The 21,166-nt window shown below is 49.8% G+C and carries 17 protein-coding genes; 14 read left to right on the top strand and 3 right to left on the bottom strand.

The annotated features are described in order from the left end of the window. Positions 1–87: 87 nt before the first annotated feature. Positions 88–1,020, bottom strand: coding sequence for a ribonuclease HIII (gene rnhC / locus C6I21_RS12480; protein ID WP_105959813.1), 933 nt, complete (start codon positions 1,018–1,020; stop codon positions 88–90). A gap of 135 nt (positions 1,021–1,155) precedes the next feature. On the opposite strand from rnhC, the gene zapA reads away from it, so the two are divergent. The 14 genes from zapA to C6I21_RS12410 all read left to right on the top strand — a co-directional run bounded on the left by zapA (position 1,156) and on the right by C6I21_RS12410 (position 17,505). Further along, positions 1,156–1,407 (top strand): cell division protein ZapA, encoded by a 252-nt coding sequence (zapA, locus tag C6I21_RS12475; protein WP_181186238.1) that lies wholly within the window; start codon positions 1,156–1,158, stop codon positions 1,405–1,407. After that, positions 1,404–1,949, top strand: a complete 546-nt coding sequence (locus C6I21_RS12470; protein WP_245411634.1) for a CvpA family protein — start codon at positions 1,404–1,406, stop codon at positions 1,947–1,949. Before zapA ends, C6I21_RS12470 begins: the two co-directional genes overlap by 4 nt. A 57-nt stretch (positions 1,950–2,006) precedes the next feature. Continuing rightward, on the top strand, positions 2,007–3,716 hold the full coding sequence (gene polX, locus C6I21_RS12465; protein WP_142393264.1) for a DNA polymerase/3'-5' exonuclease PolX: 1,710 nt from the start codon (positions 2,007–2,009) through the stop codon (positions 3,714–3,716). 32 nt (positions 3,717–3,748) lie between these two features. Next, positions 3,749–6,112 carry an endonuclease MutS2 gene (locus C6I21_RS12460; protein WP_105959810.1) on the top strand — a complete coding sequence of 788 codons (2,364 nt, stop codon included), beginning with the start codon at positions 3,749–3,751 and terminating at the stop codon, positions 6,110–6,112. Between the two features lie 13 nt (positions 6,113–6,125). Then, positions 6,126–6,530 (top strand): DUF350 domain-containing protein, encoded by a 405-nt coding sequence (locus C6I21_RS12455; RefSeq protein WP_105959809.1) that lies wholly within the window; start codon positions 6,126–6,128, stop codon positions 6,528–6,530. A gap of 417 nt (positions 6,531–6,947) precedes the next feature. Further along, a complete protein-coding gene (locus C6I21_RS12450) occupies positions 6,948–8,645 on the top strand; it encodes an AMP-binding protein (RefSeq protein WP_105959808.1) in 1,698 nt (565 codons plus the stop codon). Between the two features lie 61 nt (positions 8,646–8,706). Beyond that, complete coding sequence (locus C6I21_RS12445; RefSeq protein ID WP_105959828.1) at positions 8,707–10,374, top strand: long-chain-fatty-acid--CoA ligase; 1,668 nt, start codon at positions 8,707–8,709, stop codon at positions 10,372–10,374. A 136-nt stretch (positions 10,375–10,510) separates the two neighbouring features. Continuing rightward, complete coding sequence (locus tag C6I21_RS12440) at positions 10,511–11,119, top strand: fatty acid metabolism transcriptional regulator FadR (protein WP_105959807.1); 609 nt, start codon at positions 10,511–10,513, stop codon at positions 11,117–11,119. Then, positions 11,116–11,883 (top strand): enoyl-CoA hydratase, encoded by a 768-nt coding sequence (locus C6I21_RS12435; RefSeq protein ID WP_105959806.1) that lies wholly within the window; start codon positions 11,116–11,118, stop codon positions 11,881–11,883. The genes C6I21_RS12440 and C6I21_RS12435 overlap by 4 nt, the downstream gene beginning before the upstream one ends. A gap of 52 nt (positions 11,884–11,935) precedes the next feature. Beyond that, on the top strand, positions 11,936–12,706 hold the full coding sequence (locus C6I21_RS12430) for an electron transfer flavoprotein subunit beta/FixA family protein (protein ID WP_105959805.1): 771 nt from the start codon (positions 11,936–11,938) through the stop codon (positions 12,704–12,706). 32 nt (positions 12,707–12,738) lie between these two features. After that, the gene (locus C6I21_RS12425; protein WP_105959804.1) at positions 12,739–13,698 is read left to right on the top strand and encodes an electron transfer flavoprotein subunit alpha/FixB family protein; all 960 of its coding nucleotides are present in this window, start codon (positions 12,739–12,741) and stop codon (positions 13,696–13,698) included. Positions 13,699–13,897: 199 nt separating this feature from the next. Further along, positions 13,898–14,212, top strand: a complete 315-nt coding sequence (gene trxA / locus C6I21_RS12420; RefSeq protein WP_105959803.1) for a thioredoxin — start codon at positions 13,898–13,900, stop codon at positions 14,210–14,212. A 108-nt stretch (positions 14,213–14,320) separates the two neighbouring features. Next, complete coding sequence (gene uvrC, locus C6I21_RS12415; protein ID WP_105959802.1) at positions 14,321–16,105, top strand: excinuclease ABC subunit UvrC; 1,785 nt, start codon at positions 14,321–14,323, stop codon at positions 16,103–16,105. A 149-nt stretch (positions 16,106–16,254) separates the two neighbouring features. Beyond that, complete coding sequence (locus tag C6I21_RS12410; protein WP_105959801.1) at positions 16,255–17,505, top strand: aspartate kinase; 1,251 nt, start codon at positions 16,255–16,257, stop codon at positions 17,503–17,505. Between the two features lie 468 nt (positions 17,506–17,973). On the opposite strand, the gene C6I21_RS12405 is transcribed toward C6I21_RS12410, so the two are convergent. Together C6I21_RS12405 and C6I21_RS12400 are read right to left on the bottom strand one after the other, a co-directional pair. Next, positions 17,974–20,703: an MMPL family transporter gene (locus C6I21_RS12405; RefSeq protein WP_105959800.1), complete on the bottom strand. Its 2,730-nt coding sequence runs from the start codon at positions 20,701–20,703 to the stop codon at positions 17,974–17,976. Next, a complete protein-coding gene (locus C6I21_RS12400; protein WP_105959799.1) occupies positions 20,700–21,146 on the bottom strand; it encodes a MarR family winged helix-turn-helix transcriptional regulator in 447 nt (148 codons plus the stop codon). The genes C6I21_RS12405 and C6I21_RS12400 overlap by 4 nt, the downstream gene beginning before the upstream one ends. Positions 21,147–21,166: the final 20 nt, after the last annotated feature.

Genomic DNA, 21,166 nt, shown 5'->3' with positions numbered 1-21,166 from the left:
TGCCATTCTTCTCTTCTTGTTGTCGGCTGATGAAACCATTCTCATCAAGCGGTGTGATTCAGCAGTAAATCGTCCTGCAGGTGGATCTTACTTCAATACGCGGCCTGTGTTGGAAAAGTGAGCTTTGACGTAGCGGAAAAGCGTTTCTTTTCCATGCACGGAAGCAATCTCCGCTGCTGCTTTATCAACATTGGAACCGGCCCCTTTCGGCACGGGAAGGCCGAGTGTCTGTGCGATCGCATCCATTTCTTTTAAAAAGGCATACCGTGCCAGGATTGATCCTGCCGCAACAGCCGGATGCATGTCCTCAGCTTTGGTCGCAAAATAAATAGGAATCTGTTCCGGCCAGCTCCCCCCTGTCTGCTTTACATATTCAAAATAACGCTCCGGTTTAACAAACTGGTCGATCAACACACCGTCCACCGGAACATCCTCTCCCTGAAGCTGCTCGATCACGGACTGAATCGCCCGGTGGTGGAGAAGTGCTTTCATCGCTCCCTGATTGTAGCCTTTCTGCTGCAGTTCATTATATTTTTCATTACGTAGAACGCGCAGGCTGTATGTACAGAGAGAAAGCAGCTTCGGTGCGGTGCTCCGGATTATTTCATCGTTCATACTTTTCGAATCCCGCAGCCCGAGTGGTTCTGCTTCTTTCAGCTGTGCAGGGGTCAAGTGGGCAGCGACAACGGTCATCGGACCAAAATAGTCGCCTGTGCCGGTTTCATCACTGCCGATAAGCGGTTTTTCCAGTACTTCCGCTGACGGTTTCCATTTATGATCGGACACGGATGGTTTCCTGCGGGAAGCGCCGGCGGGCTGGCTGTTTTTCTGCCATTTCGATGCCTCGTCTGCAGAACCTGCTCCCTGAAATAGAACTTTTCCGGAGCGGTAGCCGGTGATGGTGCATCCGTTTTTTTTACTCTTAAAGACCGCTCCCGGAGGAAGGGATCCTGTCGTCTGGTAATAACTGCTCATTTTGTTTAAGGTTTCTTTTGATACGTTCACAACCTGTTGACTCATATCGTCGCTCCTTCAATCAATATTCTTTTCGAATTGTATCAGACATGAACCCGGGGGCGGGAATTTATTTTTCTTCCTGCGCTGGAAGTGTTATGATAAGATTTAGCAATTTATGTTCGCAGAGGAGGGGCCGCTTTGGATCACGAGGAGGAAAAAATCCGGACGAAAGTAAAAATCGGCCGGCAGACGTATACCGTTGTTGGAACAGAATCAGCGGAGCATGTGCAGGAGGCTGCACAGGCCGTTGATGACAAATTACAGGAACTCCGCCGTACCAATCCATATGTTTCTCCGACGCAGCTGGCAGTTCTTGCTGCGTTAAATATAAGCAGTGACTATCTCGCGCTGCAGAAAGAAACCAAAAAGAAAGAAGAGGACGATTCATGATCGTAAGTGCTGTTATTTTATTTTTTCTGTTTCTAAGTTTGATGGTGGGCTACCGCCGCGGGTTCCTGCTTCAGGCTGTACATATCGCGGGGCTGCTGCTGGCATTCACTGCGGCCTGGCTTTATTTTGAACAGCTCGGTTCCATGCTGCAGCTCTGGATCCCATTTCCGGTACTTGATGAAAGCTCACCTCTGAATGTTCTGGACGACGCAATCGCAACGGAGACCGCATTTTACAACGGCGTGGCGTTCGTGCTTATTTTTATTGTCGTTAAAATCATCGCACAGATTATCGGCTCCATGTTTGATTTTCTTGGGAACCTGCCGATTATTTCCTTTTTCAACAGCATTCTCGGATCGGCGCTTGGGCTGGTGGAAGGACTTGTCATTACAGCAGTTCTGCTGCATCTTGCAGCACTGATTCAGGTGGATATCGTTCAGGAGCTGCTTCAGTCCTCATCGATTGCCGAATGGATATTCTACTATACACCGATCGTCTCCGAAGAGCTTCGTACGCTCTGGTCGGAGGGAACACAATCATAGGCGGGGGCCTGGCTGCAGCGCAGCCGGCCCCTGAAGCATGAGTAAACGGGAGGAGACATCCGCATGAACAAAAAAGAGGTTCTGGGAGCACTGGAGGAGATTGCGGTATATCTGGAAATACAAGGGGAAAATGCGTTCCGCGTTTCTGCGTACAGAAAAGCCGCCCAGGCACTGGAAAAAGACGAAAGAACGCTGGAGGAGCTCGGTGATCCCGCCCAGCTTACGGGAATTGGGAAAGGACTCGGTGCCTTAATTGAAGACCTCCGGGATCATGGAAGTACGGAGCTTCTGGATGATTTAAAGAAACAAATTCCAGAGGGTCTCGTGCCGTTATTAAAACTGCCCGGACTCGGAGGCAAAAAAGTCGGCCGTCTCTACAGAGAACTGGATATTGTGAATGCCGAACAGCTGCTTGAGGCATGTGAGGAAAACCGGATTCAGGAGCTTTCCGGCTTTGGGAAAAAATCAGAAGAGAAAATAAAAGAAGCCGTGGAAAATATGGGGAAACGTCCGGAGAGGCTTGCTCTCCCACAGGTGCTGGAAGGGGCGGAGGCGATTGGACGCCTTCTGGATGAAACTCCCGGCACGCTCAGGTGGGAGCTGGCAGGCAGTTTCCGCAGAGGGCGCGAAACGGTTAAAGATCTGGATTTTATCCTGGCTGTGGAGGATGCAGACAGCGTGCAGAAGCACCTGCTCGCCCTTGATAATATTGTCGAAGTGATCGGCAGCGGAACAACAAAAATTTCGCTGGAGCTTTCTTACGGAGATGTTGTTCTGCCTGTTGATTTCCGTCTCGTGGAAGACCGTTCGTTTGCGACCACTCTTCATCACTTTACCGGATCGAAAGATCATAATGTTATGATGCGTCAGCTGGCGAAAGATAGAGGGGAAAAGATCAGTGAGTATGGGGTGGAAAAAGAATCAGACGGAACGATGATGTACTTTGATTCAGAAGAAGCGTTTTACGAACACTTCGGTCTGCCCTGGATCCCGCCGGAACAGCGGGAAGGACATGATGAGCTGGAAACGTCGTATGATTCACTCATCCGTGTGGAAGATATCCGCGGGGACCTGCATATGCACACAACGTGGAGTGATGGTGCCCAGTCTCTGGAAGAGATGGTCGACCGCTGTTTGGAAAAAGGGTACAGCATGATGGCCATCACCGACCACTCCAAATATCTGCGTGTTGCTAATGGCCTGGACGAAGAGAAACTGAAGCGGCAGCATGAAGAAATCAGACGGCTGGAAAAGGAGAAAGAGATTCGGATTTTCACCGGAACGGAGATGGATATTCTGCCCGATGCGACGCTTGATTTCAGCGATGATATTCTGGAAACCGTCGATTTTGTCATCGCAAGTATTCACTCCTCCTTCCAGCAGGACGAAGAGCAGATTATGAAGCGTCTCGAGGCTGCCTGCAGAAATCCACATGTGGATATGATTGCCCATCCTACAGGAAGAATTCTTGGAAAACGGGAAGGGTATAAGGTGAATATAGACAGGCTGCTGGATCTGGCTGTCGAGACGAATACGATTCTCGAATTAAATGCGAATCCGAACCGGCTTGATTTATCTGCAGATATACTGGAAAAAGCCCGAAAAAAAGGCGTGCTGACTGCCATTAATACCGACGCGCACCGTTTCTCGATGCTCGAGGACATGGCAGCCGGTGTGAAAACAGCGAGACGTGCGGGGCTGGACCGGGAGAACGTGATCAACACCTGGACTGCAGAACGACTGGAGGAACATTTAAACGGCTCCTGAACAGGCTGCAGCAGGAAAGAAGGGATGGAAGTATGAGCGATCGAATGATGCGCGTGCTTGAATATACAAAAATGAAAGAGCAGCTGGAGCCGTTTGCGGGCTCCAGTCTTGGAAAACAACGTGTCCAGCAGCTGAAGCCGATGTATACGCTGGAAGAAGTAACAGAAGCCCAGCGCTATACGGCGGAAGCCGCAAAAGTGCTCCGTCTGAAAGGGAATATTCCACTCGGCGGACTCCGCGATATCCGTGCCCAGGTAAAGCGTGCGGAAATCGGCGGTGATTTGAACGCGGGGGAACTTCTCGATACGGCCTCCACGATTTATGCATCGAGACGGTTCTCTTCCTTTGTCGAGCAGATGGTTGAAGATGACATCGACCTTTCTCTGCTTCCGGAAATGGTGGAGGAAATGGTGCCGCTCACGGACCTGCAGAGGGAAATTCAGCAGGCGGTGGATGAAGACGGACGGATTCTTGATTCTGCCAGTCCTGCACTCCGGACGATCCGCCAGCAGATCCGCACGCTGGAGTCACAGGTTCGGGCAAAACTTGAAAGTATAACACGCTCAGGCTCCGGGAAAACGATGCTCTCCGATGCGATTGTCACCATTCGGAACGACCGGTACGTCATTCCGGTAAAAGCAGAATACCGTGGTCATTTCGGCGGAATTGTCCACGACCAGTCCGCTTCCGGCCAGACACTTTTCATCGAACCGGAGAGCGTCGTTCAGCTGAATAATCAACTCCGGGAAGCCCGCTCGAAAGAAAAGCACGAAATCGACCGGATTCTAAGGGAACTGTCGGCTTCGGTCGGTCTCCATACAGCAGAGCTTCTTGTCATCGTCCGCGTGATGACAGAAGTAGACTTTATGTTTGCCAAAGCTTATTTTGCCGCGTCGATGAATGCGGTGGAGCCATCGCTGAATGATGAAGGCCGCCTGGAAATGAAGGGCGCACGCCATCCACTTATTCCGGATGAAGAGATCGTTCCGATCGATGTGGAGCTCGGCGGCGCGTTTCGGACACTTGTCATTACCGGTCCGAATACGGGCGGTAAAACGGTAACGCTGAAAACGGTCGGCCTGCTGACGCTGATGGTGCAGTCCGGTCTGTTTTTTCCATGCGAGGAAGGAAGTTCGGCAGCTGTCTTTCATCACATCTTTGCCGATATTGGAGATGAACAGTCGATCGAGCAGAGTCTCAGTACGTTCTCCTCCCACATGACGAATATTGTGGACATTATGGAACATCTGGATCACCGGTCGCTTGTTCTGTTTGATGAGCTCGGTGCAGGAACAGATCCAACAGAAGGGGCGGCGCTCGCCGTCGCTATCCTGGACCATGTGTACAAAATCGGTGCCGGCTGTATTGCAACGACGCACTACAGTGAACTGAAAGGATATGCGTACAACCGCGAAGGCGTCATGAATGCGAGCGTGGAGTTCGATGTCGAAACCCTTAGGCCGACCTACCGTCTCTTAATCGGGGTACCGGGACGCAGTAATGCATTTGCGATCAGCAGCCGTCTCGGACTGCAGGAAGACATTATAGAAGAGGCGAAAAAGCAGATCTCTGCAGATACAAACCAGGTGGAAAACATGATTTCCCAACTGGAGGACAGCAGAAAGAATGCAGAGTCGGAATTAGCGAGAGCAAAGGAGCTGCGAAACGAATCTGAATCACTTCACCGGGAGCTGACGGAAGAGCTGGATGCCTGGGAGGAGAAGAAGCAGGCGCTTTTACAGGCTGCACAGGATAAAGCGGAGAAAGAAGCGAAAAAAGCGCAGCAGGAAGCCGAAGAAATCGTCGAATATCTCCGGGAGATGAAAAAGCAGAATCCGGAGATTAAAGATCACGAGCTGATCGATGCCAGAAAACGTATGGAAGAAGCACAGCCTTCGTTTGCTGAAAGCTCGAAGAAGAAAAAACCGAAAAAGAAGAAAGCAGTTGTGGATACGCTTCAGCCGGGTGATGAAGTGAAGGTGGAAAGTCTGAACCAGAAAGGTCATATCGTAGAGAAGGTGAGTGAGAAGGAATTTACCGTTCAGCTCGGCGTCATGAAAATGAAAGTGCCGGCAAAAGACCTTCTCTATATCAACCGGCCCAAACCGGTGGAAACGAGACCGATGGCTACTGTACGCGGCCGGAGCGCCCACGTGAAAACCGAACTCGACCTCCGCGGTGAGCGCTATGAAGATGCAATGCGCGAGGTGGATAAATACCTGGATGAAGCGGTGCTTGCCGGCTATCATCAGGTTTCCATTATTCACGGGAAAGGAACCGGAGCTCTCCGTAAAGGCGTGGAGGAGATGATGAAACGTCATCCGAATATTTCCGAAACACGCCCCGGGACACAGGGTGAAGGCGGATCCGGAGTCACAATCGCACGCCTGAAGTAAAGGAGGCGGATGCATGGAAGCATTTTTTTCTCATGAATATGTGTATACAGCCGGTATTTACAGCATTGTTGTCCTTTTTCTGATGGCAGCGCTCGCCGTATTTGAGTGGATCACGCGGTATTCCACCTGGACGGAGATGAAAAAAGGCAACGTAGCTGTCGCACTTGCCACCAGTGGCAAAATTGCCGGAGCGGCGAACATTTTCCGCGCTTCCCTGGAGGCCAATGACAGCATCCTCGAAATGATGGGATGGGGCGTTTATGGATTCGTCCTGCTGTTGTTTATTTATTTTGTTTTTGAATTTTTAACACCGGGTTTTCGTGTCGATGATGAACTTGCTGCAGGAAATAAAGCAGTCGGACTGCTTTCATTCGTTCTGTCCATTTCATTATCCATGGTTATCGGAGCAACATTGTAATGGAGGTGCTGCAACATGGAGAGGCTTGCGAAAATTATGATCATTCTCTGCGGCGGGTTTCTCGCTGCCGGCGTCGTATACTGGTTGTTTTATATCTAAGGATCAGCTGTTCTGCCCGGGTACCTCCGGCAGAACAGCTTTTTTAAATTTTTTAGAATGAATAAAATTTGAAAACACTTTTACGCAGACATGCCGGAAGTATTAACCTTTCAAGCTTCTGTGAGGAGGGCCGGCATTGTTTTATCTGAGGGTTTCTCTGCTTTCGGCAAAAAAGAATGAACATTCATTCAATTTTTTCCGCAAATTTCCGTTTTGCTATTTTCTTTTGAATCCGTTTTCATTACAATGAGACTAAGAGAGTGTGACCATCTTCTGTGAAGAAGCCGGAAGAAGGATTATAACAGGGAGGTTACCGCCATGACGACGCTGACTCAGCAGCCTTGGTTTGATGCATATCCACAGGAGATACCCGTGTCGATCAGCTACGAAGAAAAACCGCTCCATTATTATCTGCAGCGGGCAGCAGAAACGTTTCCGGAAAAAACTGCTTTTCATTTCATGGGGAAAGAAATGAACTACAAGCAGGTCTATGATGAAGCGTTAAAGCTGGCAAATCAGCTGCGCGGACTTGGAGTGGAACCGGGGGACAGAGTGGCAATTATGCTCGCCAATTCGCCGCAGGCAGTGATCAGCTATTACGGTGCACTTTTGGCAGGAGCGGTGGTCGTACAGACGAATCCGCTTTATGTGGAGAGAGAAATAGAACACCAGCTTAATGATTCCCAGGCAAAAGTAATGATCTGTCTGGATCTTGTTTATCCAAGAGTCGCTAAAGTAAAAGAACAGACAAGCCTGACGCATATTATCGTTACGGGCATTAAAGATTACCTTCCGTTTCCAAAAAATATGATCTATCCGTTCATTCAAAAGAAAAATACAGGCATCAAAGTAGAGATTTCCTATTCGGATACGCTCCTGTCGTTTACGAAGCTTATCGAAGAGGGGCGGGCGGCAGAAATCCCGCTCACGATCAACCCGAAGGAAGATCTGGCGCTGCTTCAGTATACCGGAGGAACAACGGGACCTGCCAAAGGCGTCATGCTGACGCATTACAACCTGACTGTAAACACGCAGCAGTGTGAAGAGTGGATGTACAAGCTGAAGCCCGGTGAAGAAATCGTGCTTGCGGCTCTTCCGTTTTTCCACGTCTATGGGATGACGACCGTGATGAACCTTTCCGTACGGATGGGATTCAATATGATTATCATGCCTAAATTTGATCCGAAAAGCATTTTAAAAGCCATTGAGAAACACAAGGCCACGCTTTACCCGGGTGCGCCGACAATGTACATCGGCCTCTTGAATCATCCGGACCTGAAAAAGCACGATCTGTCTTCAATCAAAGCATGTATCAGCGGATCGGCTCCGCTGCCGGTGGAAGTACAGAGCCGTTTTGAAGCAGCGACCGGAGGACAACTTGTTGAAGGCTACGGCCTGACTGAAACGTCGCCGGTTGCAATAGCGAATCTTATCTGGGGCCGCAGAAAACAGGGTTCCATTGGAATTCCGTGGCCGGATACCGAAGTCAAAGTGCTGTCAGCGGAAACCGGAGAAGAAGCCGGGCCTGAAGAAGTCGGCGAGCTGATGATCAAAGGGCCGCAGGTAATGAAGGGCTACTGGAACCAGCCGGAAGCCACCGCTGCATGTTTCCGGGATGACTGGTTTCTGACCGGCGATATGGGTTATATGGATGAAGAAGGATTCTTCTACATCGTTGACCGGAAAAAAGATATGATCATCGCAGGCGGATTCAATATTTACCCGCGTGAAGTAGAAGAAGTGCTTTATGAACACGAGGCAGTGCAGGAAGTATGTGTTATCGGCGTGCCGGATGTCTACCGTGGGGAGACGGTAAAGGCATTTATCGTGAAAAAGGAAGGCATGGACGTGACAGAGGAAGAACTGGATCAGCACTGCAGAGAATATCTCGCCTCCTTTAAAACACCGAAATACTATGAGTTCCGGGAAGAACTGCCGAAAACGATGGTTGGTAAGATTCTCCGAAGAGTACTCGTAGAGGAAGAGCGGGAAAAACAGAGCGGTGGAAAGTCCTAAAGAGAGAGTGATGCTGCCCGAAGAAGCAGCAGGGGGAATGAACGTGAAAACAGCTGAAGATATGAACATCTGGACGAAACAGTATCCGGAGGAAATTCCAGCTTCCATTACGTATGAAAACACGGGCCTGCAGGATTATTTAATCCGGGCAGCAGAGCAGGTGCCGGACAAAGAAGCAGTGGAATTTCTCGGCCGGTCGTGGACGTATGAAAAATTATATGAAGAAGCTTCGGCATTTGCCGGAGCTCTTCAGAACCTGGGTGTCGAAAAAGGTACGCGGGTTGCTGTGATGCTTGCCAATACGCCGCAGTCTGTCGTCGGTTACTACGGCATTCTTCTTGCAGGCGGGATTGTCGTTCAGACAAATCCGCTTTCCGTGGAACGCGAGCTGGAGCATCAGCTCGTCGACTCCGGTGCGGAGGTTATATTGTGTCTGGATCTCGTGTATCCGAAAGTTTCTGCAGTTAAAGAGCGGACGTCTCTAAAACATATTATCGTGACATCGATTTCCGACAGCCTGCCTTTTCCGAAAAACTGCATCTATCCGTTTATTCAAAAACGGAAAAATGGAATCTCCGTTAAAATTACACCTTCCAGCACGCTGCACCGCTATAAAGAGCTGCTGCAGCAGAAAAAAACGTATGAACCGCAGCCGCTGGATCCTGCAGCCGACCTGGCACTGCTGCAGTATACCGGCGGGACGACCGGTCCGGCGAAAGGGGTCATGCTGACACACCGGAACCTCGTGGCGAATACGACGCAGTGTATGCGCTGGATGTATAAAATTGACCACGGGAATGAAGTGCTTCTCTGTGCTCTGCCGTTCTTTCATGTGTACGGTATGACGGTAGGAATGAATTTTTCCATCATGGATCAGTCCAAAATGGTGATTCTTCCGAAATTTGATCCGGAGGAAGTGCTGAAAACGATCGAAAAACAGAAGGTGACGATTTTTCCCGGAGCTCCGACAATGTATATTGGTCTGATCCATCAGCCGTCGGTGACGAAGTACGACCTTTCTTCCATCCGCGTCTGTATCAGCGGCTCTGCGCCGCTTCCACTTGAAGTGCAGCAGCGTTTTGAGGAGCTGACCGGGGGCAAACTGAATGAAGGGTACGGACTGACGGAGGCTTCGCCGGTCACCCACTTCAACCTTATGTGGGGAAAACGGCCGCAGGGAAGCATCGGTCTGCCGTGGCCGGATACAGAGGTCCGTATTCTCTCTCAGGAAACCGGTCTGGAAGCCGGGCCGGGGGAAGTCGGAGAACTGCTGATCCGCGGTCCTCAGGTGATGCAGGGTTACTGGAAACAGCCGGAGGAGACGGCTATTGCGCTGCAGGACGGCTGGCTGTACACCGGAGACATGGGCTACATGGATGAGGAAGGGTATTTTTATATCGTAGACCGGAAAAAAGATATGATTATCGCAGGAGGATTCAATATCTATCCCCGTGAAATCGAAGAGGTGCTCTATGAGCATCCGGATGTAAAAGAAGCAGCAGCGGTCGGCATCCCTGACCCGTACCGGGGGGAAACGGTGAAAGTATTTCTCGTCGTGCAGGATGGAAAAGAGCTGACGGAAGAGACGCTTGATACCTTCTGCAGAGAACGTCTTGCCGCCTACAAAATTCCGCGGCAGTATGAATTCAGAACCGAACTGCCGAAGACGATGGTCGGGAAAATTCTCCGACGGGCACTTCAGGAGGAGGAAAAGCAGAAAGAGCGTTGACCATCTGCTGAAAACAAGCCATACTGAATAAAGAGGAAAACCTCTTCCGCTGTTGACAGGGGAAGAGGGTTCCGCTATGATGAACTTATGAATGAATGGTCATTCATTTTGATCATTAGAACAGGAGTCGACGCGGATGGCGAAAAAAAGAGGGCAGAAATACGAAAAAATTATTAACGCCGCTGTCAAAGTGATTGCAGAGAATGGCTACCACCATTCCCAGGTATCCAAAATTGCAAAAGAGGCCGGCGTGGCTGACGGAACCATTTATCTGTATTTTAAAAACAAAGAAGATATACTCATTTCGTTGTTTGAAGAAAAAATGGGATTTTTCGTCGATTACATTAAAGAAAAAATGGAAAGTGCCCAGACGATCGAGGAGAAAGTTAAAACGATGATTTCCTCCCATCTGGAGCAGCTGGAAAAAGATCACGATCTTGCGCTTGTAACCCAGCTGGAGCTGAGGCAGTCGAACATTTCTATCCGGATGAAGGTCAATGAAGTGCTCAAAGGATATTTAAGTCTCATTGATTCCGTCATCGAAGAAGGAAAGGAAAGCGGTACCTTTGATCAGGCGATCGATACACGGATGATGCGGCAGGTCATTTTCGGTTCCATTGACGAAGTCGTCACGAACTGGGTCATGAAAGAACACCGCTACCCGCTTGCTCCACTCGGGGACTCCCTGCATGCCTTCTTAATGAAGGGACTCTTAGCACCCGGTAAAAAGGAGGAATACTCATGAGTGTCCACGTAGAGAGGACGAGCAGTACAGCGAAAATAACGATCGATACTCCGCCGGCAAATGCGCTGTCCCATGCACTGATCCAGCGAATCGGAGAGGTACACCAGGAGCTTCTGGAGGATGAATCCGTTAAAGTTATCATTCTTACCGGCAGCGGCAGATTTTTCGCAGCCGGGGCTGACATCACAGAGTTTACAGAAGTTAAACACGGCAGCGAATTTTCCAACCTTGCGAGGGACGGACAGCGCGTTTTCCGTCAGCTTGAAACGTCTGTAAAGCCGGTGATAGCAGTCATGCACGGAGCAGCTCTTGGTGGAGGCCTGGAGCTTGCCATGGCCTGTCATCTCCGGATAGCTGCTGAAGGTACGAAGCTCGGCCTTCCTGAGCTGAACCTCGGACTCATTCCGGGATTTGCCGGAACCCAGCGGCTGCCGAAGCTTGTCGGCCGCGCAAAGGCGCTGGAATTGATGCTGACAGCATCTCCAATTGATGCCCGGGAGGCAGCAGCCTGCGGACTTGTAAACAGCGTCGTACCAGAAGAGGATCTGATGCAGGCGGCGGAAACACTCGCAGCAAAAATGGCGGAAAAGTCCTCCGGAACGATTCAGGCTGTGATGGAATTAACCCTTCAGGCTGAATGGGAAACCATCGACCGCGGTCAGGAGAGGGAAGCTGTCCGGTTTGGGGATGTATTTGACCATCCCGACGCCAAGGAAGGTATTCAGGCATTTCTGGATAAGCGGAAGCCCGCTTTTAAGGAGTAAGTTTCACGCACTTTTGGAAGCGCTTCATCAACTATATTTTGGAGGGATATTCATGAATATTTATGTCATTCTCAAGCGGACGTTCGATACCGAAGAAAAAATTCAGATTGAAAATGGCCGTGTGGTCGATGATGGAGCAGAATACATCATCAACCCTTACGATGAGTACGCTGTAGAGGAAGCGATTCAAATCCGCGATGAACACGGTGGAGAAGTCACCGTTGTTACTGTCGGAGACGAAGAAGCAGAAAAACAGCTCCGCACAGCGCTTGCGATGGGCGCAGACAAGGCCGTTCTTATAGAAGATGAAGAAGTGGAAGACGGTGACACATTCACAACGCAGACGCTTCTTGCCGCTTATTTTAAAGATCAGGAGCCCGACATTATTCTCGGTGGAAACGTTGCAGTAGACGGCGGCTCCGGACAGGTCGGGCCCCGGCTTGCCGATCAGCTGGGTATTAACCACGTGACATCGATCACGTCGATTGATATCCAGGGTTCCACGGCCGTCATTGAAAAGGATGTCGAAGGAGATCAGATGATGCTTGAAGTTCCACTTCCACTGCTTGTAACCGCGCAGCAGGGACTGAATGAGCCACGCTATCCTTCTCTGCCCGGCATTATGAAAGCAAAGAAGAAGCCGCTTGAAACACTCGATCTTGACGATCTGGACCTGGACGAAGAAGATGCAGAGCCGAAAACGGTAACAAAAGAACGGTTCCTTCCGCCCGAAAAGCAGGCAGGACGAATTCTCGACGGAGACGAAGACGAACAGGTAAGAGAGCTCGTGTCACTACTGAAAAACGAAGCAAAAGTCGTCTAAGACTAACATTTCCGGAGAAAGGATGATTGAATATGAGTACATTTCTCGTCGTAGCAGAGCAAAAAGAAGGTGCTTTCCGTCAGGTGACGTTTGAAGCAGTTGCTGCAGCGAAGCAGGCAGCCGGAGGAGCAGAAATTACTGCCGTTGTATTAGGCAGGGCAGATCAGGCAGATGAACTGTTTTCGTATGGAGCAGATAACGTACTCCACGTAAACGACAATCAGCTGGATCACTATACACCTGAAGGCTGGAGCCAGGCACTGCTTCAAGTAATCGAACAGGTGAATCCGGATGGTATCGTGCTCGGTCATACCGCCATCGGACGGGATATTTCGCCAAAGCTTGCGAGCCGTCTGAAGTCCGGACTCGTATCCGATGTCGTATCTATCGAAGACGGTCCGGTTTTCACCCGCCCGATTTACTCCGGAAAGGCATTTGAAAAAGTAACGATCGACGATGGACTCGTCTTCTTTACCATCCGTCCGAACAACATCGCCTCTCTGGAAAAGCAGGAAGGTGCGTCAGGAAGTGTGGAGGAAGTAAGTGTTACCATTACAGACCTTCAGACAGTTATTAAAGAAGTCGTAAAGAATACGACTTCCGGTGTTGATCTCTCTGAGGCATCTGTCATTGTTGCCGGAGGCCGGGGCATGAAAAACGAAGAAAATTTCACTATTCTCGATGAACTGGCTTCTGTATTGAACGGGGCTGTAGGTGCTTCCCGAGGAGCGTGTGATGCGGAATACTGTGATTATGCGCTGCAGATCGGTCAGACCGGTAAGGTCGTTACACCGGACCTCTATATTGCAGTCGGAATTTCCGGGGCGATTCAGCACGTAGCCGGTATGTCCAACTCCAAAGTGATCGTTGCCATCAATAAAGATCCGGAAGCGGAAATTTTCCAGATCGCAGACTACGGTATTGTCGGAGATCTGTTTGAAATTGTTCCGAAACTGACAGAAGAATTCCGGAAAGCGGCAGTTACTTCCTGATTGCAGCAGTCCGCCGGCGAGCGAACCGGTGGACTGCTTTTTCAGCTGTCATAACCCCAGGCAGTATTTTTGCATAGTGGAGAATCATACGCTACACTGAAATCAGCTTCAAAGGAATTCAGGCAGAATGCTTTTCCTTCTGGAGTGCATTCGTTATACTAAAAACTAATGAACGAATTATTTAAAGGAGGCTGAAACAATGGCTATTGTGAATGCAACAGATCAAAATTTCGGAACAGAAACTGGAGAAGGCGTCGTACTGGCGGACTTCTGGGCACCTTGGTGCGGACCCTGCAAAATGATTGCACCTGTTCTCGAAGAGCTTGACGGAGACATGGGCGACAAAGTAAAAATCGTGAAGCTTGATGTGGATGAGAACCAGGAAACAGCAAGCAAGTATGGTGTAATGAGCATTCCGACACTTCTCGTAATGAAGGACGGCGAAGTCGTGGATCAGGTTGTCGGTTTTAAGCCGAAAGAAGAGCTTGAAAACACCCTGAACAAGCACCTTTAATAAAAAAATGCAGCATTCCCGCCGGTGAACGTGCCGGCGGGTTTTTTGCTGGTTTTGTGAGGGAATAGAAAAGGAACCGTATGCAGAAAGAAGGAGGAGAGTTCCTTCATGGAAACGCAGATAAAAGAAAAATTAAGCATCCTGCCGGCTCAGCCCGGGTGCTATCTAATGAAAAATAAGCAGGGCACGATTATTTACGTCGGCAAAGCAAAAGTGCTCCGCAACCGGGTGCGCTCTTATTTTACCGGCTCCAACGATAAAAAAACACAGCGTCTCGTGAGTGAGATACGCGATTTTGAATACATTATTACGTCATCCGATCTGGAAGCGCTCGTTCTGGAGCAGAACCTCATCAAAAAATACGAGCCGCGCTACAATATTCTCCTAAAAGATGATAAAACGTACCCGTTCATTAAGATAACGAAAGAAGAGCACCCAAGGCTTATTACGACGCGTAAAGTGAAAAAAGACGGAGCGAAATATTTTGGACCGTATCCAAACGCCCAGGCGGCAAATGAAACGAAAAAGCTTCTTGACCGCCTCTATCCACTTCGGAAATGCCGGACGATGCCGGATCGTGTATGCCTCTACTATCACATCGGCCAGTGCCTGGCACCATGCGAATTCGATGTCCCGAAAGAGACGAACCAGCAGATGATCCAGGAAATGACCAGCTTTTTAAACGGCGGCCATAAAGAAATCAAAGCTTCCATAGAGAAAAAAATGTATGAAGCCTCTGAAAAAATGGAATTTGAACGGGCGAAAGAACTGCGCGATCAGATCAAACATATAGAAGCAGTCATGGAAAAGCAGAAAATGACGATGACGGATCAGACGAACCGCGATGTTTTCGGTTATTACGTTGACCGGGGCTGGATGTGCATCCAGGTCTTTTTCGTCCGTCAGGGAAAACTGATAGAGCGCGATGTCAGTATGTTCCCGACGTATCAGGATCCGCTCGATGACTTTTATACGTTCATCGGTCAGTTTTACCTGGAAGAGCAGCACAAACTCCCAAAAGAGATTTTTGTTCCAGATGCAGCGGATGACGGCATGCTGAAAGAGTTTTTACAGGCAAATGTCAGAAAGCCGCAGCGCGGACAGAAAAAAGAGCTCGTCAAGCTTGCAGAAAAAAATGCGAAAATGGCGCTCAACGAAAAATTTCAGCTGATCGAACGGGACGAAAAGCGCACAATTCATGCGGTGGAGAAGCTCGGTGAAGCGATGCATATCGACACACCCCACCGGATCGAAGCGTTTGATAATTCGAATATTCAGGGGGTGGACCCTGTTTCCGCTATGGTCTCGTTTCTCGATGGGAAGCCGGATAAAAAGCAGTATAGAAAATATAAAGTAAAGACGGTGGAAGGCCCGGATGATTATGAATCGATGCGCGAAGTTGTGCGGAGACGGTATCTCCGGCTCCTTAAAGATGAGCTCCCTCTTCCGGACCTTATCGTCATCGATGGCGGCAGCGGCCAGATCTCTGCGGCCCAGGAAATACTCGCAGATGAACTAGGTCTCGCTATTCCGGTCTGCGGCCTCGCCAAAGACGATAAACACAAAACGTCCCAGCTGATGATGGGAGATCCACCGAGAAAAGTTGAATTAAAAAAAACGAGCGAAGAATTTTATCTGCTGCAGCGGATTCAGGACGAAGTCCACCGCTTCGCTATCAGTTTTCACCGGAACGTGCGCAAGCAGTCTATGTTCACCTCGATTTTAGACGAAGTTGATGGCATCGGGGAAAAGAGAAAACGGCAGCTGCTAAAGGAGTTCGGGTCGCTCAAGAGGCTGAAAGAGGCGTCTGTGGAAGAAATAGAGAGGGCAGGTGTCCCTCGGGCAGTTGCTGAGTCCTTAGCTGAAACTATACAGCAGGAATCCAGAAAATAGGCGTTTAACAGGTTTGTGATGAAATCTCCCGTTTGTTACGCTTTTATAGGTGATTAATCCGCCGCACTCCTGCGGCGGAACAACAGGTTTCTTTCCGTATAAGATCAGGTATTAATAAGGGAAGCATACAAACGAAGGAGGAGCAAACATTGACAACAATCGTACAGAAGTTCGGTGGTACTTCCGTCGGAGATACCGACAAGATCAAACGGGTCGCAAAGCGGATTAAAGAACGGATGGATCAAGGTGACCGTGTCGTCACCGTCGTATCTGCGATGGGAAAATCAACGGACAAGCTGGTGGAACTGGCAGATGAAATTACCGATGCGCCGGATCCGCGGGAAATGGATATGCTCTTGACCACCGGAGAACAGGTGACCATTTCACTTGTCGTCATGGCGCTGAAGGAACTGGGCGTCGATGCCGTTTCGCTGACAGGCTGGCAGGCAGGTATCACGACAGAGGAAGTGCACCAGGATGCACGGATCACGGATATCGATACGTCCACGTTGGAAGGGCACCTAAATGATGGGAAAGCGGTGCTCGTAGCCGGCTTCCAGGGAGTCAGTGAAGACGGAAACATTACAACACTCGGCCGGGGCGGCTCTGACACGACAGCTGTGGCACTGGCTGCGGCGCTGGAAGCGGAGTCCTGCTCGATTTTCACAGATGTCACCGGCGTATACACGTCCGATCCGCGCTTCGTCAAAAAAGCTCGCCAGCTAGGCAGTATCTCTTATGATGAAATGCTGGAGCTTGCTCATTTAGGCGCCGGCGTGCTGCATCCGCGGGCGGTGGAGTTTGCCAAGAACTATAATGTAAAGCTGGTCGTTCGATCCAGCATGGAAAATGTAGAGGGAACGATTGTAGAGGAGGAAGCAACGATGGAACAGAACTTGACGGTACGGGGTCTTGCGTTTGAGAAAAATATGACAAAAGTGACGCTCGAGCGTCTTCCAAACCACTATGACACGATGTCCAATCTGTTTAAACTGCTGGCAGATGAAGGGATAAACGTGGATATTATCATCCAGCAGATGACCTCGGACCATGGAGTGAATGTGTCGTTCTCCATTGATTCGTCCCATCTCGGTAAAGCACTGGATCTCATTCACAATGCCCGGGAGACCCTCTGCTACAGTGAGGTTCGTCAGGAAAGTTCGCTGTCGAAAGTATCCATTGTCGGCTCCGGCATGATTTCCAATCCGGGCGTGGCCGCTGATATGTTTAAAGTGCTTGCGGACGAAGAAGTTGCCATAAAAATGGTCAGTACGTCTGAAATTGCCGTATCGGCTGTCGTACCGGAAGCCGATATGATCCGTGCTTCCGAGGCGCTCCACACGCATTTCGGACTGGATGAGAAAGAACAGGAAAAAATCGAGCTTGCAAAGCAGGCGTAAATAGTACCTGAAAAACGAAACGCCGCCCGGGCAGTGACTAGGCCACTAAAAATCTCAAGATTTTAATTGATCGAAAGTAAACTCACAGAAAAAAGACGACAAATTTCCAATTTTTGGATCTTGTCGTCTTTTTTTGTCATGAAACTCTTTTAACCATTTTCATGCTTTTATCCCAGACTCAATCAGACGAAACGAAAGACGGGGACGCCTGCGGGAAGAGCATGAGGTGAAGACCCCGCAGAACATCCAAAGGATGTTCGAGGAGGCTGAGGCCATGCCCGCGGCAAGCTTCCGTCTGTAGTGCAGTCTGATTTCACTAATTGAAATGGTTAAAGTTTCTTTTCGTATATCAAATTATGTAATAAAAAAGAAACTCTCCATGTAGAGAGTTTCTTTAATAGAGGCTTTTTCAGTGGCCTCGGCAGTGACCCGGCGGCATTTTTTGACGTGTGTTTTTCATGAATGTGTTTATTTTTCTTTCGGTGGCTGGAATGGCAGCCAGCTCTTCTCGCCGAACACACGTACCATCAGTGGAATGAACATCGGCAGCATAACGAGTGCGTATAACAGAAGTCCTGTAAGCACGAGCGTGCCGATCTGTACGAGGGAGAGAACCCCGGAAGGCATCATCGCACCGAACGTTCCTGCAAGTATTACGGCAGCGGACAGAATGACGGTTCCTATTTTAGTCATTGCATCCAGCAGTGCCTCTTTGACTGGCTGCGTACGCATATTCTCAGCAAATCGTGCCATGAGGAAGATCGAATAATCCACACCGAGTGCCATCAGCATAACGAACCCGAAAAACGGAACTGCCCAGCTGATACCCGGATAACCGAGAATGGTGATGAAAATGAATTCGGTTACGGCCATAGACATGATATAGGTTCCGATTAACGAGACGAGTATATATGCCGGCATGATCATGGAGCGGAGCATGATAATAAGAATAATGAAAATACCGGTCAGCATAATGACAGCAGTGCGGAAAAAGTCCTCATCGGAAATCTGAGACAAATCGGCATTGACTGCAGGCAGTCCCGAAACGGCTGTTTCCAGATTGTACGGAGCTGTAATCAGCTCTGTCTGCTCTTCAACGGTATCAACAACATTCATCGCTTCGCTGCTGTAAGGATCTATACCTAATACGACGTCGATCTGCATTACCTGGCGATCTTCTGTTGTGAAGGCAGAAAGTGCGTCCTGAACATCCTCGTCTTCCGTCACCTCTTCTGTTAAATAAAAGGTCGTATCTGCAGCGGGGAGATCTGCCGTATCTTCGATCACGCCGGTAATGTCCCGGATACCGTCTTCAATTTCTTCAAGCCCGGAAGCTGCTTCATTCAGTTCTGCAGCAGTGTCTCGAAACCCTGCTGCTGTCTCGGAGAATGTATCAGGGATCGAACGGCTTTCTTCCGCCAGCTGCGCCTGACCTGCCGCTGTCTCCCCAGTTCCTTGAGCAATCTGCTGAAGGCCGGCCTGCAGTTGTTCGAGGCCTGCCGTCGTTTCCCGCAGAGACTGAGCAGGTCCGGCCAGTCCGTTCTGCTCCAGTCCTGCCGCCAGCGTCTGCTGTGCAGCTGCAATGTTTTCTGCCTGTTCGGCTGATTCATTCAGACTGCCGCTGATGTCATTAAGGGATTCTGCAATTTCCGCGCCATTGTCAGGAATCGCCTGTGTTTCTTCAGAGGCTGTTTCCAGTGATTCCGCCTGATTTTCGAGCTCCTCCGACGCTTCAGTCAGTCCGGTGCGGAGCTCTTCTGTGCCGTCGGCCGTTTCAGCAGCTCCATCGGCTGCCTCCTGAAGAACTTCTGTCAGAAGCAGTTCTTCTATCGGGGATCCGTCGGGACGGAGAGGGGAACGTACTTCTTCGACTTCTTCAAGCCGCATGAGCTGCGCCGAAACGTCTTCGGTCAGCTGCAGCATGTCCGATGAATCAACCGGATCCTCTCCAGTTAAAAGAACGGTAAGAGGGAATGAAGCTCCTTCACCGAACGCGTCACTGACAATTTCGACCGCCTGCACGGACGCTGTATCACTGCTGATCTCATCGAGGGAATGAAACGACAGCCGCTGGTCATAAAATAAGAATGCCGGAATCAGCATGAATAAAATAAGAAGTGCTGTCCAGCCCGGACGCATAAACGAGAAGGCACCGAGACCTTTCCAAATACGGCTGTCTGTCGCTTCCAGTGCGCGCCGGGAAGGCCAGAACAGCCGGTCCCCGAACAAAAGCATGGCCGGAGGCACCCAGACGGCGATTGCACCAAGCAGGAAAAGAATACCTACAGCGACGCCAACGGCGGACTGGTACAGATCAAAATCTGCAAGACCGATCGCTGCAAATCCGATGAATCCGGTAAATGCACTTGATAAAACGGTCGGACCAACTGCACGGAACGTGGTTACCACTGCCTGTACACGGTCCGGCTGTACAGCCAATTCTTCTTTAAAGCGGTTCATGAGAAGGATGCAGTAGTCGGTTCCGATTCCAAATAGAATCGCCACAATAAAAATCTGTGTAAAATTGGAAACAGGAAAATCCCAGACATCAATTAAGTAGGAAACGAGCGGCATCGTCATAATGTAGGCCGCACCGACCGTAAGAAGTGGTACGAGAGGCGCCGTAACGGAACGGAAGACGATAAGGAGAATACCGACAACAAAAACGACGGTAATAACGGTCGTCGTCTGCAGTCCTTCCTCTGAGCTCAAAATGACGTCATCTTCAATCACAGCAGAGCCGCTCACATACGTCGTTACGGTTTCCGCCTGTGCAGCAGCTTCCAGGTCTTCTCTGACATAAGGAACGTCATTGACAGTCATATCCATTGTTACCACGGCCATGTACACATCGCCGCTTTCTGAAATTAAGGCTTCGCCGCCGTTATCGAATGGGGAAGCGATTGATTCGACCGGGTAGCCTTCGATTTCTTCGGGGAAACCGTCAAGCACTTCTTCGAGTTCTTCTTTCTGCTGGCTTGAGAAAGCTTCTTCTGCAGTATAAACAAGGAGAATGTCCTCTCCGGAAGAAGCTCCGTGCTCCTCTAAAATCTGGTCCGCCCGGGCCGTCTGGTATTCCTCGGGAATGTCAAACTGACCTCGCTCCCGGACAAGCGTCTCCATATCGGGACTTTCGAGAAAAAGAAACACGCCGAGAGCGGCCCAGATCACGGGCAGAATGTATAAGAGCCGCTTCATCGCTGATCCTCCTCAAGCATGGTATTCAGTTTGCTGTAAACGCGGAGAAACGTTTCCAGCTCCTCCTCACTCAGCTTTTCAAAGAAAGGTGTGATAAAGGAAGTAACTGCACGGCGGCACGTTTCAAAAGCCTCACTGCCTTCGTCAGTTAACGCAATTACGCGGCTTCTCCGGTCTTCCGGATCACTCGTACGCCGGACAAATCCGAGCTTTTCGAGACGTGCAATTTTCGTCGTTACCGCGCTTTTATGAACGTCACTTTCCCGGGCGATCTCTCCGGCTGTCGTCTGACCGCGGATGTGCAGAACGCGTAAAATGCCGAACTGCTCCAATGAAAGCGGCATGGCTTTTTCCACGAGCAGCCGCTCTAATTTTTTTGTCGCAAATAAATAGACGTTCGTATATTGATCAATCAATTCCTGCAGACGCTTTTCATCCATCATAAATGCCTCCTGAAAATAAA

Origin of the sequence: Alkalicoccus urumqiensis, from assembly GCF_002993335.1 — a bacterium.
Taxonomy (GTDB): domain Bacteria; phylum Bacillota; class Bacilli; order Bacillales; family Salisediminibacteriaceae; genus Alkalicoccus; species Alkalicoccus urumqiensis.
The sequence above is the reverse complement of the archived record's forward strand: the minus strand, read 5'-3'. Positions and strand labels throughout refer to the sequence as shown.